This window comes from Enterobacter cloacae complex sp. SHL009 (assembly GCF_049237205.1).
Classification (GTDB): domain Bacteria; phylum Pseudomonadota; class Gammaproteobacteria; order Enterobacterales; family Enterobacteriaceae; genus Enterobacter; species Enterobacter cloacae_M.
In genome coordinates this window covers 313,474-327,901 of the sequence record NZ_JBMKIW010000005.1, presented here as the reverse complement: position 1 = coordinate 327,901, position 14,428 = coordinate 313,474, and the positions used below count along the sequence as shown (strand labels likewise).

At 44.1% G+C, this 14,428-nt stretch carries 13 protein-coding genes; all 13 read left to right on the top strand.

Going from position 1 to position 14,428, the window contains the following annotated elements; genetic code table 11:
- Positions 1-10: 10 nt before the first annotated feature.
- A complete protein-coding gene (wcaM, locus tag ACOTZC_RS14550; protein ID WP_126303438.1) occupies positions 11-1,402 on the top strand; it encodes a colanic acid biosynthesis protein WcaM in 1,392 nt (463 codons plus the stop codon).
- A gap of 176 nt (positions 1,403-1,578) precedes the next feature.
- Positions 1,579-2,475, top strand: a complete 897-nt coding sequence (gene galF / locus ACOTZC_RS14545; protein WP_029742022.1) for a GalU regulator GalF — start codon at positions 1,579-1,581, stop codon at positions 2,473-2,475.
- A gap of 383 nt (positions 2,476-2,858) precedes the next feature.
- Complete coding sequence (locus ACOTZC_RS14540; protein WP_045403034.1) at positions 2,859-3,803, top strand: NAD-dependent epimerase/dehydratase family protein; 945 nt, start codon at positions 2,859-2,861, stop codon at positions 3,801-3,803.
- Positions 3,803-4,846, top strand: a complete 1,044-nt coding sequence (locus ACOTZC_RS14535) for an MraY family glycosyltransferase (RefSeq protein WP_045403037.1) — start codon at positions 3,803-3,805, stop codon at positions 4,844-4,846. The genes ACOTZC_RS14540 and ACOTZC_RS14535 overlap by 1 nt, the downstream gene beginning before the upstream one ends.
- Entirely contained in the window at positions 4,839-5,399 is a 561-nt protein-coding gene (locus tag ACOTZC_RS14530; RefSeq protein ID WP_047174554.1) for a sugar O-acyltransferase, read from the top strand. The genes ACOTZC_RS14535 and ACOTZC_RS14530 overlap by 8 nt, the downstream gene beginning before the upstream one ends.
- A 38-nt stretch (positions 5,400-5,437) precedes the next feature.
- Positions 5,438-7,324, top strand: a complete 1,887-nt coding sequence (locus tag ACOTZC_RS14525; protein ID WP_047174555.1) for a nucleoside-diphosphate sugar epimerase/dehydratase — start codon at positions 5,438-5,440, stop codon at positions 7,322-7,324.
- Positions 7,325-7,426: 102 nt separating this feature from the next.
- A complete protein-coding gene (gene rfbB / locus ACOTZC_RS14520) occupies positions 7,427-8,512 on the top strand; it encodes a dTDP-glucose 4,6-dehydratase (RefSeq protein WP_045355505.1) in 1,086 nt (361 codons plus the stop codon).
- The gene (gene rfbD, locus ACOTZC_RS14515) at positions 8,512-9,411 is read left to right on the top strand and encodes a dTDP-4-dehydrorhamnose reductase (RefSeq protein WP_163353984.1); all 900 of its coding nucleotides are present in this window, start codon (positions 8,512-8,514) and stop codon (positions 9,409-9,411) included. Before rfbB ends, rfbD begins: the two co-directional genes overlap by 1 nt.
- A 52-nt stretch (positions 9,412-9,463) precedes the next feature.
- The gene (rfbA, locus tag ACOTZC_RS14510) at positions 9,464-10,342 is read left to right on the top strand and encodes a glucose-1-phosphate thymidylyltransferase RfbA (protein WP_047174557.1); all 879 of its coding nucleotides are present in this window, start codon (positions 9,464-9,466) and stop codon (positions 10,340-10,342) included.
- A 3-nt stretch (positions 10,343-10,345) separates the two neighbouring features.
- Positions 10,346-10,894: a dTDP-4-dehydrorhamnose 3,5-epimerase gene (rfbC, locus tag ACOTZC_RS14505; protein WP_041909150.1), complete on the top strand. Its 549-nt coding sequence runs from the start codon at positions 10,346-10,348 to the stop codon at positions 10,892-10,894.
- Positions 10,895-10,956: 62 nt separating this feature from the next.
- Complete coding sequence (locus ACOTZC_RS14500) at positions 10,957-12,177, top strand: oligosaccharide flippase family protein (protein WP_049121756.1); 1,221 nt, start codon at positions 10,957-10,959, stop codon at positions 12,175-12,177.
- On the top strand, positions 12,174-13,340 hold the full coding sequence (locus ACOTZC_RS14495; RefSeq protein WP_074165612.1) for an O-antigen polymerase: 1,167 nt from the start codon (positions 12,174-12,176) through the stop codon (positions 13,338-13,340). The genes ACOTZC_RS14500 and ACOTZC_RS14495 overlap by 4 nt, the downstream gene beginning before the upstream one ends.
- Positions 13,337-14,425, top strand: coding sequence for a glycoside hydrolase family 99-like domain-containing protein (locus ACOTZC_RS14490; RefSeq protein ID WP_049121752.1), 1,089 nt, complete (start codon positions 13,337-13,339; stop codon positions 14,423-14,425). Before ACOTZC_RS14495 ends, ACOTZC_RS14490 begins: the two co-directional genes overlap by 4 nt.
- The last annotated feature ends 3 nt before the right edge of the window (positions 14,426-14,428 follow it).

Here is a 14,428-nt window from a genome sequence, read left to right as displayed (position 1 = left end):
CCGAGGATGTATGCTGAAAAAGATTACCCGACGCACTTTTGTCTCTTCTCTCTCCGTTCTGGCGGCCACGCCGCTGCTGTCGTCACGCATCGCGCGGGCGGCAAGCGGCAGAACGGTCTCTGTTAATCAGTACAATAACAACGACTGGATCGCCGCCTTTAAGCAGGCGTTCAATGACGGCGACATCGTCGTGGTCCCCGCCGGGCTCACCTGCGAAAACATCAATACGGGCATTTTCATTCCCGACGGTAAAACGCTGCTGATCCGCGGGGCGTTAACCGGCAACGGGCGCGGCCGCTTTGTTCTGCAGGAAGGTAGCAAAGTGATAGGCGAAGGTGCCGGTCGCACGGAGAACATTACGCTCGACGTTCGCGGCTCTGACTGCGTCATCAAAGGGCTGGCCATGAGCGGTTTTGGCCCGGTGACGCAGATCTACATCGGCGGCAAGAAACCGAGCGTGATGCGTAATTTGCTGATTGATAACATCAGCGTGAGTCAGGCCAACTACGCCATCCTGCGCCAGGGGTTCCACAACCAGGTGGACGGTGCCCGCATCACCAACAGTAAATTTAGCCATCTGCAGGGGGATGCGATCGAATGGAACGTCGCCATCAACGATCGCAATATCCTGATCTCCGATCATGTCATCGACAACATCAACTGCACCAACGGCAAGATCAACTGGGGCATTGGCATTGGCCTCGCCGGCAGCACCTACGATAATGACTATCCGGAGAAGCAAACCGTCAAGAACTTCGTGGTGGCCAACATCACCGGCAGCAACTGTCGCCAGCTGGTGCACGTTGAAAACGGTAAGCATTTTGTTATCCGCAATATCAAAGCCAAAAATATTACCCCCGATTTCAGTAAAAAGGCGGGAATAGATAACGCCACGGTGGCCATTTATGGCTGTGATAATTTCATTATTGATAATGTCGATATGGTGAACAGCGCCGGAATGTTAATCGGCTATGGGGTGATAAAAGGCGATTATTTGTCCATCCCGCAGAACTTCAAGCTCAACAATATTCATCTCGATAATCGACAGCTTGCGTATAAATTGCGCGGAATACAGATTTCATCCGGTAACGCCACATCGTTTGTGGCGATAACCAACGTGGAAATGCAGCGTGCTACGCTTGAACTGCACAACAAGCCGCAGCATCTTTTTTTACGCAACATCAATGTGATGCAGGAAGCCGCTGTGGGTCCCGCCCTGAAGATTAACTTCGACCTGCGCAAGGATGTTCGGGGTAAATTTATGGCTAAAGATGAGACCTTGCTGTCGCTGGCGAACATTAAAGCGGTGAATGAGAAGGGGCAAAGCTCGGTGGATATTGACCGGGTCGACCAGCAGGTGGTGAACGTGGAAAAGCTTAACTTTGCGCTTCCGCACAGATAATCGACAATTAGCTGTTTTGAGACTATTCCTGGGAAAGAAGCGTGATCTATTCAGATTACAACTACAGAAATTTGTAGGGCTAAGGCGTAACATTACCTGAGGATTACGGCAAATCATGCTGGCGAAAACAGGTTTAAGAGCTATAATTCGTCAACCATTTTAAGGTGGAAGAAATAATGATTAATTTGAAAGCAGTCATTCCGGTAGCAGGCTTGGGCATGCATATGCTGCCAGCCACAAAAGCCATTCCTAAAGAGATGCTGCCGATCGTCGACAAGCCAATGATTCAGTACATTGTCGACGAGATTGTTGCTGCAGGGATCAAAGAAATCGTCCTGGTTACGCACTCCTCCAAGAATGCGGTAGAAAACCACTTCGACACCTCTTACGAACTCGAAGCGTTGCTTGAGCAGCGCGTTAAGCGACAGCTGCTGGCGGAAGTGCAGTCTATTTGCCCCCCTGGCGTGACCATCATGAACGTGCGTCAGGCGCAGCCGCTGGGCCTGGGCCACTCTATCCTGTGTGCCCGTCCGGTTGTGGGTGATAACCCATTCATCGTCGTGCTGCCGGACATCATTATTGATACGGCATCTGCCGATCCGCTGCGTTACAACCTGGCGGCAATGGTGGCTCGTTTCAATGAAACGGGTCGTAGCCAGGTGCTGGCGAAACGCATGAAGGGCGATCTCTCCGAGTACTCTGTGATCCAGACTAAAGAACCGCTGGAGACGGAAGGGCAGGTGAGCCGCATCGTTGAGTTCATCGAAAAACCGGATCAGCCACAGACGCTGGATTCGGACCTGATGGCGGTGGGGCGTTATGTTCTGAACGCGGATATCTGGGCCGAGCTGGAAAAAACCGAGCCAGGCGCCTGGGACCGTATTCAGCTGACCGACGCGATTGCCGAGCTGGCGAAGAAGCAGTCCGTAGACGCTATGTTGATGACCGGCGACAGCTATGACTGCGGTAAGAAAATGGGGTATATGCAGGCGTTCGTGAATTATGGACTGCGTAACCTCAAGGAAGGGGCGAAGTTCAGAACCCGTATTGAGAAGTTGCTCGCAAACGACTGATATTCCAGCCACGACTTGAACAAGCGGCAGTCATTATTTTGGTTAGATTTCATCACACCAAAATAATGACTGCCGCTTTTTGTTATTAATTCCATGATTACAGTGGGTTACAGGGTATAAATACGGATCGCTTTGTAGCGATTTGTGCTTGTTTCTGAGGTCATTTAGGACGACAATTAACGCCAGTTTTTGTCTGTATCCAGACAAGAAAAATCATTTAATCAGACATCGCTCAGTGCACTGGTAGCTGTTAAGCCAGGGGCGGTAGCGTGCCTTGTATTCGCAATTGAATATAGAACGGGCAGTCGTGGCCTATACAGTTTCTCGCGATCCTGCACTCTTCGCAGGCAAAAAATATCAGATAGAGCAGATAGGGGAGATCAATGAAAGTATTGGTGACGGGCGGAACCGGGTTTCTTGGTACTGCTTTAGTCCGGACGTTGAAATCATCAGGACACGAGGTGATATTAACAACGCGCAAGCAGGAGAACACTGAACAGGGAATTTACAACCTGGGTGATATCTCAGCCGATACCAACTGGATAAATCTTCTTCAGGGATGCGACACTGTCATTCATACTGCGGGAAGAGCGCATATCCTTAATGATGATGCTCAGGACGCTTTAGCGGAATTTCGCCGTGTCAATCACGACGCGACGATGAAATTAGCGAGAGATGCTGCGACCAGTGGGGTTAAACATTTTATATTTGTAAGCTCAATCGGCGTTAACGGTAATGCCACCTCAGGGATCCCATTTACTGAGGCCTCGGAGCCACAACCCACTTCCGATTACGCCATTTCCAAGCGAGAAGCTGAGCAGAGTCTACTTAATCAATTTGCAGAAAGCGATATGGCGATCACCATTGTCCGCCCTGCATTGATTTGTGGTGAAAATGCACCGGGTAATATACAGCGTCTTTTAAAAATGGTTTCTAAAAACCTACCGTTGCCATTTAAAAATGTTAGGAACAAGCGAGCGCTGGCGTCTCTGGATAATGTCGTCAGTTTCATCAGCGAATGCGTGGTGAATGAGAAATCTAAAAATCAACTCTATTTACTTGCAGATGCAGAACGTCCTTCAACTAAAGATATGATTAATGCCTTTGCTTCAGGAATGGGCATTAAAGCGAAACTGATCTCTTTCCCAACGGGTATCTTCAGGTTATTACTTTCTACTGTTGGTAAACGAGGTATTTACGATCAGCTGTTTGGCGATCTGGAAGTCGATGCCTCTAAATCTCGGGAACATTTAAACTGGACGCCCCCGATAACGCTTTATGAAACGATGAAAAAAACGGCGAAATATTATATCGAAGGTAATAAATAATGATGAATTTTGGGATGGTGATATTCGCTTTTTTTGTCTCATACGCACTGACTTGGGGATTGCGGGGGTATGCCTTAAAGCATAATGTTATTGACCGCCCTAACCAGCGAAGTTCTCATTCTGTACCCACCCCGCGAGGTGGTGGGGTAGCGATCGTCCTGACGTTCCTGGCTGCTTTAGTAGGATTTTATCTTAATCATACGCTTACGTTGGAGAGCTTCCTGGGGTTGTTTATTCCAGGGGGAATTGTTGCCATCATCGGTTTCCTTGACGATCATGGTCATATTGCGGCACGCTGGCGTCTATTGATGCATTTCCTGGCAGCAGCAATTGGCATCTATTTCCTGGGATCCTTCCCTGTCATTACGCTGTTTGGTTACGATCTTTCCTTATCCTGGATTGGTATGATTCTGGGCTGTGTTTATCTGGTCTGGATGTTGAATTTGTATAATTTCATGGATGGAATTAATGGATTAGCCAGCGCTGAAGCAATAACATTTGCCGCATGTAGTGCAATGTTGATTGCTGTAAACCAGTACACGGACGCGCCTGGAAGTATTTTTCCGATAACGCTTGCTCTTATCGGTGCCGCGGCTGGCTTTATTGTCTGGAACTTTCCGAAAGCAAAAATCTTCATGGGCGATGCCGGAAGTGGTTTTCTAGGGATAACCATCGGGCTGATGATCCTGCACATTGCGAAAGTTGACTCGCATTTCTTTATTGCTGAGTTGTGCTTGCTGGGCGTATTTATCGTCGATGCCACAACAACTTTGATGAGGAGGCTCGTAGCAGGTAAAAAGGTCTATGAAGCACATGCCAGCCATGGCTACCAAATCCTCGCAAGAAAATATGGCAGCCACGTTCCGGTGACATCATTGGCGATTGCCGTCAATCTGCTGTGGCTCTTCCCCATTGCCTTTTTTATTGCCTCAGGCAAAATTGATGGTCTTGTGGGGCTGCTCATCGCCTGGTTCCCGCTTCTCGTTGTTGCACTAATATGTGGTGCAGGCGTTAAAGACAAAGAGAGCAACGTCAATGCATGACTTATTGATTTTGGGCGCAGGTGGTCATGGTCGTACGCTGTACGAGACAGCGAGACTGCTGGGATATAGGGATATCGTTTTCCTCGACGATAATACCTCTGCCTGCCAGGAAATTAACCAGCTGATTGTCGGAAAAATTTCCGAGCTTCAGTTACATATCGGTAAGGTCAGTCATGTCGCTATTGGCATCGGAAACAATAAAGTCAGAGAGCAGCTCTATCAGCAACTGCTCGACTTAGGTATTCATCCTGTAACGCTTATACATCCCTTTGCCTTTGTCAGTCCATCGGCGACCCTTGCTGAGGGAACTGTTGTGTTAGCGGGAGCTGTAGTGGGTGCCAACGCAAAATTAGGTTTGGCGACGATTGTGAATAGCCACTCGACAATAGATCACGATTCCATTCTTGGTGATTTCGCTCATTTAGGTGTTGGTGTCCATCTTGCGGGCAGCGCTGTGATTGGGAAATCAGCGTTTCTCCAGGCGGGGACAGTGGGCGGTTATAATACTAAAGTAGACGATTACTCAGTGTGTCCTGCTGGTACTATTTTATAAACTGAATGCAAGCTTTAGTGAGGCGACCAGTTTTTAGTATGCTAAATTATTTAATATCTTTACCCAGAGCAATCAAACGAATTATTACTCTTTCCATAGATATTGTACTGCTCTTATGTGCATTTTGGTTTGCATTTTGGGTACGTATCGATTCAATGACTCCAATATATAGTACGGCGCATTGGTTATTTATATTTTCAATAATTTTCGTCACTCTGGCGATATTTGTTAAATTAGGACTGTATCGGGCCGTAATCCGTTATATTACTGCCAAGATATTATTAGTAGTAACGATGGGGATGGTCATATCGTCCATTTTGCTTATTATCGCAGCGTTCTATACCAACCTCTATTTGCCGAGAACGATTCCTTTTATCTATTTCTCATTCGGTCTGCTGCTTATTGCCGGATCACGGCTTGGAATGAGGATGTTGGTGAATCGTGGGTTGAATCTGGGCACTCGGGTAGTTATTTATGGTGCAGGTGCTTCGGGTCGTCAATTACTGCCTGCGCTGAGCCAGATGGACGAATATTACCCCGTTGCTTTTGTCGACGATAATCGCGCCCTGCAAGGTCAGGTGATTCACGGAGTAAGCGTCTTCGCACCAGAAAAACTGCCCTGGCTGGTTGAGAAATACGAAGCGAAGAAAATTCTGCTGGCCATGCCAAGCGCAAGCCGGGCCAGAAAAAACGAAGTCATTAAAACCCTGGAAGGTCTGCCGTGTGAAGTGCTCTCGATCCCGGGAATGGTCGATCTGGTGGAAGGGAAGGCAAGTATTGATTCCTTGCGGAAAGTCGTTATTACAGACCTGCTGGGCCGCGATCCTGTCTCACCCATTCCGGAACTGATATCCCGTAATATCAACGGGAAAACAGTGATGGTTACCGGGGCAGGGGGGTCTATAGGGTCTGAACTATGCCGACAGATAATTAAAAATAAGCCAAACCAGCTTATTCTGTTCGAATTGTCCGAATTCTCCCTCTATTCCATTGATTCCGAACTGCGTAACCTGAATCTGGGTCAGGATTTTAAAGTTAAAATCTATCCAATCCTCGGAAACGTTCAGGATAAAGAGCATCTCGAAAGGTTAATCAGAGCATTCAACGTCGACACAATTTATCATGCTGCGGCGTACAAGCATGTACCGCTTGTCGAGTTCAACGTACTTGATGGCGTGCGCAATAATATCTTTGGTACGTTGAGTTGCGCTCAGGCCGCGGCAAGTTGCGGTGTTGAAAACTTTGTCTTAATTTCGACTGATAAAGCCGTTCGCCCTACCAACACCATGGGGGCGACCAAGCGCATGGCGGAGCTGGTGCTGCAAGCGCTGGCGAAGGAATCCAGTAAAACCTGCTTCAGTATGGTTCGTTTCGGCAACGTGTTAGGCTCATCAGGCTCAGTTGTGCCGTTATTTGAAAAACAGATTGCTGCAGGTGGACCGGTGACGCTGACTCACGAAGATATCACGCGTTACTTTATGACTATTCCTGAAGCGGCTCAATTGGTTATCCAGGCGGGAGCCATGGGCACGGGCGGCGATGTTTTTGTTCTGGATATGGGGGAACCCGTCAAGATCATCGACCTTGCGCATCGCATGATTACGTTGCAAGGGCTTACCGTTCGCGATGATAAAAACCCTTATGGTGATATCGCGATAAAAACAACGGGTCTGCGGCCTGGTGAGAAACTGTATGAAGAGTTACTTATCGGCGACAATGTATCCGTTACGCAGCACCCGCGTATCAGGACTGCTAACGAGGTGATGTTGCCGTGGAGTGAGATGAGCATTATTCTCCGTGACCTCGACAACGCCTGCTGTCAGTTCGACTACGAGCGCGTGCGAGAGATACTTTTACAGGCACCTGCAGCATTTAATCCAACCGACGGTATCTGCGATTTACTTTGGAATGTAAAGGTAAGTTAAAATAGCAGATTGTCAGTTTCTCCGCCCTGGAAGCTTATCAATAGTTACCTGGGCGACAGCAACTAATTAATTGTTTCTGATAACATTAAGAGCGAAATAAACGTGAAAATTCTGGTCACTGGTGGAGCAGGCTTTATTGGGTCTGCGGTGGTACGACACATTATTAATGATACGCAAGATTCTGTTATTAACGTCGATAAACTGACTTATGCAGGGAATCTTGAATCGCTGGCCGAAGTCTCGCACAGCGAACGTTATCATTTTGAACATGCCGATATCTGCGACAGCAATGCCATGGCGCGTATTTTTGCAGAGCACCAGCCGGATGCGGTGATGCACCTGGCCGCCGAAAGCCACGTTGATCGCTCGATCACCGGCCCGGCAGCCTTTATTGAGACTAACATTGTTGGTACCTATGTACTGCTGGAAGCAAGCCGCCAATACTGGTCAGCGTTAGATGCTGATAAAAAAGCGTCTTTCCGTTTCCACCATATCTCAACAGATGAAGTCTATGGCGATCTTCCGCATCCGGATGAAATGGCCAAGGGAGCTGAACTGCCGCTGTTTACTGAAAAAACGGCCTATGCCCCAAGCAGTCCCTATTCTGCTTCTAAAGCGTCCAGCGATCATTTGGTCCGTGCCTGGCTGCGTACCTATGGTTTCCCTACCATTGTGACTAACTGTTCTAACAATTACGGTCCATATCACTTCCCGGAAAAACTTATCCCGCTGGTCATTCTCAATGCCCTGGAGGGTAAAGCCCTGCCTGTTTACGGTAAAGGAGACCAAATCCGCGACTGGCTGTACGTAGAAGATCACGCCCGTGCGTTATACACCGTGGTAACCCAGGGCAAGATTGGCGAAACCTATAACATCGGCGGCCACAATGAGAAGCAGAACCTTGATGTGGTAAATACCATCTGCTCATTGCTGGATGAAATCGTGCCGAAGGAAGGTTCCTATCGTGACCAGATAACGTATGTGGCTGACCGCCCGGGTCACGATCGCCGCTACGCGATTGATGCAGAGAAAATTGGTCAGGAGTTGGGCTGGAAGCCTCAGGAAACTTTCGAAAGTGGCATTCGTAAAACCGTAGAATGGTACCTGGCGAACACAAAATGGGTAGAGAACGTGAAAAGCGGCAGCTACAAGTCCTGGATTGAAGAAAACTATGGAGATCGCGCCTGATGAATATTCTTCTGTTCGGTAAAACCGGTCAGGTGGGTTGGGAGCTACAGCGTGCTCTGGCACCGCTGGGCAATTTGATTGCGGTTGACGTCCATTCGCAGGAATATTGCGGTGATTTCAGCAACCCTGAAGGCATTGCAGAAACGGTGCGCCGCATTAAGCCTGATGTCATCGTCAACGCGGCTGCACATACCGCCGTCGATAAGGCCGAGTCAGAACCTGAATTTGCTCAGTTGCTGAATGCCACGAGTGTCGAGGCGATTGCCAAAGAGGCCCAAATATTGGGGGCCTGGGTTGTTCACTACTCTACAGATTACGTTTTCCCGGGTAATGGCGATACGCCGTGGCTTGAGACGGACGCCACAGCGCCGCTTAATGTGTATGGCGAGACCAAACTTGCGGGTGAAAAAGCCTTAAGTGAAAATTGCTCACGCCATTTGATCTTTCGGACTAGCTGGGTTTATGCCGGTAAAGGGAATAATTTTGCGCGTACCATGCTGCGACTGGCAAAAGAGCGTTCTGAGCTGTCTGTTATTAACGACCAATTCGGGGCCCCTACGGGTGCTGAATTATTAGCAGACTGCACAGCTCATGCTATTCGGGTTGCCCTTAATAAACCTGAGGTGGCAGGAATTTATCATCTGGTTGCCAGTGGCACGACAACCTGGTATGACTATGCCTCGCTGGTATTTGAAGAAGCGCGTAAAGCAGGAATGGAACTGGCATTAACCCAGCTTCATGGGGTGCCAACAAGCGCGTACCCGACACCTGCAAAACGTCCGGCAAACTCGCGCCTCAATACGTTAAAGTTCCAGCAGAATTTCAACCTCGTACTGCCTCAGTGGGACGTGGGGGTTAAGCGTATGCTGACTGAGTGGTTTACAGCCACAGCGATTTAATAATGATCGGGATGCCTGGGAGTGGGCATCTTATGACTATAGAGATGATGAAATGAAAACGCGTAAAGGTATTATTCTGGCGGGTGGCTCTGGCACTCGTCTGTATCCAGTGACAATGGCTGTTAGTAAACAATTATTGCCTATTTATGATAAGCCGATGATTTACTATCCGCTTTCAACGCTAATGCTGGCTGGTATTCGAGATATTTTAATTATTAGTACTCCGCAGGATACACCGCGTTTTGAACAACTTCTGGGTGATGGAAGCCAGTGGGGGCTGAATCTGCAATATAAAATCCAGCCAAGCCCGGATGGTCTGGCGCAGGCTTTCATTATTGGCGAAGAATTCATTGGTAACGATGATTGCGCCCTGGTGTTGGGGGATAACATTTTCTATGGTCACGACCTTCCTAAATTGATGGATGCAGCGGTTAATAAAGAAAATGGTGCAACGGTTTTTGCCTATCACGTGAACGATCCTGAGCGTTACGGTGTTGTCGAGTTTGATAAAAATGGTACCGCCATCAGCCTCGAAGAAAAACCGCTGGAACCGAAGAGTAATTATGCAGTGACGGGACTCTATTTCTACGATAACAGTGTCGTTGAGATGGCGAAGAATTTAAAACCGTCAGCACGTGGTGAACTGGAAATCACGGATATTAACCGTATTTACATGGAGCAAGGAAAGCTTTCCGTGGCTATGATGGGCCGTGGCTTTGCCTGGCTTGATACAGGGACTCACCAGAGCCTGATTGAAGCGAGTAACTTCATTGCAACTATTGAAGAGCGCCAGGGGCTGAAAGTGGCTTGTCCTGAAGAAATTGCTTACCGCAAAGGATTTATTGATGATGAGCAGGTTAAAAAACTCGCTGCTCCGTTGTCAAAAAACCAATACGGACAATATTTACTGAAAATGATCAAAGGTTATTAATTAATGAATATCATTAAAACAGAAATACCCGATGTGCTAATTTTTGAGCCGAAAGTTTTTGGTGATGATCGTGGTTTCTTTATGGAAAGTTTCAATCAGCGAATTTTCAACGAAGCCGTTGGTAAAGAAGTGAATTTTATTCAGGATAATCACTCTAAATCCAGCAAAAATGTACTTCGTGGTTTGCACTACCAACTACAGCCCTATGCTCAAGGTAAATTAGTCCGTTGTGTCGTCGGTGAAGTTTTCGATGTCGCTGTCGATATTCGTAAAGACTCACCCTATTATGGGAAATGGGTTGGCGTACATTTATCTGCAGAAAATAAAAAACAATTATGGATCCCTGAGGGATTTGCTCATGGATTTTATGTTCTGAGCGATACAGCAGAATTTGTGTATAAAACAACTAATTATTATTCTCCTGAACATGAGCGTTCAATCTTATGGTCAGACAGCGAACTGAACATTGCATGGCCTGTCAGCCACGATTGTTCACCGAGTTTGTCTTCGAAAGATCTTGCTGGTAAAGCTTTTAAAGATTCAGACTATTAATTTCTACTCAGGCCTGTAAATAGCATACAGGCTTTTTTCACATTACTGAGTGTATCATACCAGTGAAAAAAAACATTATACTGCTATTTTTTGTTCAGGCTTCAAACTATTTATTCCCTTTGTTAACCCTCCCATATTTAATGCGAGTGTTAGGGGCTGAAAATTTTGGAATTGTAGCTATGGTCCAGGCGTGGCTACAATACATTATAATTTTTGTTGATTATGGCTTTAACTTTAGTGCGACGTTACTGGTTTCAGTTAATAAGAATAATCAATCCAAAATTGATTCTATTTATACAGCAGTAACTGCTGCTAAGTTAGCGTTATTACTGATAGTTTCATGTATTTTTGCTTTATATGTAATTATTAATGGTACGAGTATATACTCTTATCTGATCCTGTTAGGGATGATATCCGTAATAGGTACAGTTTTATTCCCTGTATGGTTATTTCAAGGGATTGAAAAAATGCAGGGTATTGCAATATGTACAACCATTGCAAAATTCGTATCCCTTATTCTGATTTTCCTTTTAGTAAAAACGCCTGAAGATATGAATATGGCCGTTATAAGCCAATCATCAGGGATGTTTATCTCAGGTATTTTGGCTTGTTTCTTTATAAAAAAACAAAAATTGGCCAAATTTACAAGAGTTCCAATAAAAGAAATCTATTCGGTTTTATCTAAGGGATTTGACCTTTTTGTATCTAATATAACTATAAGTTTTTATACGACTTTAAATATATTAATTATAGGATATTTTGGTGGCCCGACGTTGGCAGGTTATTTCTCAGCAGCAGATAAAATCCGAACTGCAGCGCAAGGTTTGATGAGTCCTGTTCAGCAAGCGATGTTCCCAAGAGTCAGTTCATTGATTAGTGAAGGAAAAACACTCAATGAAATCTGGCACTTGTATGGCAAGAAGTTTATTGCGTTCGGATTGTTAATATCGGTCGCAATGGCTGTCATAGGATACCCTGTATCACTTTATTATTACAGTGAAGAATATCGAATATCGTCGATGATATTGTTGATGATGTCTCCTTTGCCATTTATCGTTTCAGTGGGCGTTGTATATGGACAATGGTGGTTAATACCTAATCATTTCACAAAAGTTGTCAGGAAAACATATCTTGCTGTGAGTTTTATGCATATTATAGTTTCTATACTATTAATGCATCTGACTCCAACATATGGCGTGACAATTAGCGTGATTATTACAGAAATAATTGTTTCGGCTATTTTTGTCTTGGTGAGTTTTAATAGCGAAAAGAATTCAAGATGATTAAACGAAGACCTAGAAATCCATCTTTTTATTTATGCCTGTATGTTGTCTTTGCATTAGTATTATGGGGTTCACAAAGTAGTCTCTACATCACATTTGATTCTGGTTTGATGATCCTAACTGTTTCTTATTTATATTTTTTCTTAGGATGCTATATAGGTAATAAAACAACAAGATTTTATCAGCAAGATAATCTAATAAATAATCAATCGCTCTTTAATATTTCCTTGCAGGTAAAAATTTTACTTGCAATCAACTTCTTCATATTGATTTATCTGGCGTTCCTGTTTAAAAATATAGTGACGAGTGGTATTTCGTTCGCAGAATACAGAGAAAGTTTATTTAAAGATCAATCAATAAAAGAATACTATGGAGCATTTGCAGCTTATTTATTTGTATTTGCAACTCTGGTGCCGCTTTTTGGCATTAGTTATGGTTTGTATTTGAAGATTAATAAAAATAAATCTGCAATCTTATTTTTCTCATTTTTAATGTTGGTAGGAAAAGAAAGTATCTTGATTTCAAGATACTATGTTTTCGCCCCGGTGCTGGCAGCAATATTAATATTATATTGCTATGATAGCAAAATGACTCTGAAGAAGGTTATTTTTGCGCTGGCTGTATTTTTAATTTTGTTATTAGCCATATTCACTTTTAGAGGTGATAGCGACTTAAGTCAAAGCCTTATTAATACTCGCAATTATGCGATTGCAGGTTACTCACTTTTTACTCATGCAATTGATAGCGGTGATACTGATATCTTGTATGAGCTTTCTAGTCCATTTTCATTCTTAGGTATACTTGGCGCTAAGTTTTATGACCAAAGCGCTTTCTTCACAAAAGTACAAGATTTCGTTCTGCTAGGTAGTGCTGGTTATTTTAATGCCTTTTATACATCCTTGTTATTACCCTTCCTGTATTTCGGCAGTATAGGGTTAGCTGTACTCAGTATGTTGTTTGGATATATTGTATCGAGAAATCACAATTGCTTTATCAATAAGAACTCATTCCTTAACTTCAACTCCCTGTTTGCTTTGATTGTTATTTTCTTTTCTCATCAGTTTTTGCCGGTGCAGTTATCCTTCTTTTGGGATTATTTCCTGATTTCGTTATCAGTTCATTTGTTTGTAGTTTGTTATAGAAATATAAGGAGCAATTTTTGAAAACGTTAGCATTTTATCTTCCGCAATTTCATGAGATTGAAGAAAATAATAAATGGTGGGGAGAAGGTTTTACCGAATGGGTCAATGTTAAAAAGGCTACGCCTCTTTTTAAAAATCATAACCAGCCCAGAGAACCTCTGAACGATTATTATTATAATTTGCTCGATGTAGAAACATTAAAATGGCAATCGGAACTTGCAAAAAAGCATAATATTGATGGTTTTTGTTTTTATCATTACTGGTTTAATGGTAAGCGTTTACTGGACAAACCAGCTGAACTTTTACTGGAGAACAAAGATATACATCTCCCGTTCCTTTTTTCATGGGCTAACGAGCCATGGACGCGTAGTTGGGATGGTAGTCATCGAGATGTTATCATGCCCCAAAGTTATGGTGACGAATCAGACTGGCTAAATCACTTTAACTATCTTAAGCCATTTTTCGAAGACGAAAGATACATTAAACATAATGGTAAGCCTGTATTTCTGTTATATCGTTCTGCTAGCTTTGAAAAGTGTAATGAGTGGATTCAGTATTGGCGGAAACTAGCAAAAGAAACGTCTTTCGGTGATATACATTTTGTGTCAACACTTACCTCATTCGCTCAAGATCATCGTAAGCTAGATTTTGATGCCGAGTTAAATTTTGAACCAATGTGTACTTTTGAACACAATATGGGGAAACTTAAACCGATATTGCGAAAAGTGATCGGAAGAATAAAACGTATTTCTAATGAAAAATTAAAAACAAATTACGTTGAGCAGATATTATCTTATCAATCAATTTGGGATAAAATCCTTGAAAAGGATTTTAGTGAAACACATTATTCAGGTGCATTCGTTGATTGGGATAATACGCCAAGGAAAAAAACTAAATCACTCGTGATGAAAGGAAGTAATCCTCAGGTATTTAAGAATAATTTCGATAAACTTTATAAAAAATCTATTGCTGCTAATGTTCCATTCTTATTCATAAATGCATGGAATGAATGGGCTGAGGGTACGTATCTTGAGCCGGATAAAAAAAATGGATATGGTTATTTGAATGCAGTAAAAGATACTGTTGAAAAATACAAAAAAAATTAATAG

Bases quoted from the DNA above. Each gene is read 5' to 3' on its own strand.
- rfbC (WP_041909150.1), top strand. From the start codon at position 10,346: ATGAATATCATTAAAACAGAAATACCCGATGTGCTAATTTTTGAGCCG.
- ACOTZC_RS14540 (WP_045403034.1), top strand. From the start codon at position 2,859: ATGAAAGTATTGGTGACGGGCGGAACCGGGTTTCTTGGTACTGCTTTA.
- ACOTZC_RS14525 (WP_047174555.1), top strand. From the start codon at position 5,438: ATGCTAAATTATTTAATATCTTTACCCAGAGCAATCAAACGAATTATT.
- ACOTZC_RS14535 (WP_045403037.1), top strand. From the start codon at position 3,803: ATGATGAATTTTGGGATGGTGATATTCGCTTTTTTTGTCTCATACGCA.
- ACOTZC_RS14530 (WP_047174554.1), top strand. From the start codon at position 4,839: ATGCATGACTTATTGATTTTGGGCGCAGGTGGTCATGGTCGTACGCTG.
- rfbA (WP_047174557.1), top strand. From the start codon at position 9,464: ATGAAAACGCGTAAAGGTATTATTCTGGCGGGTGGCTCTGGCACTCGT.
- wcaM (WP_126303438.1), top strand. From the start codon at position 11: ATGCTGAAAAAGATTACCCGACGCACTTTTGTCTCTTCTCTCTCCGTT.
- ACOTZC_RS14495 (WP_074165612.1), top strand. From the start codon at position 12,174: ATGATTAAACGAAGACCTAGAAATCCATCTTTTTATTTATGCCTGTAT.
- rfbD (WP_163353984.1), top strand. From the start codon at position 8,512: ATGAATATTCTTCTGTTCGGTAAAACCGGTCAGGTGGGTTGGGAGCTA.
- galF (WP_029742022.1), top strand. From the start codon at position 1,579: ATGATTAATTTGAAAGCAGTCATTCCGGTAGCAGGCTTGGGCATGCAT.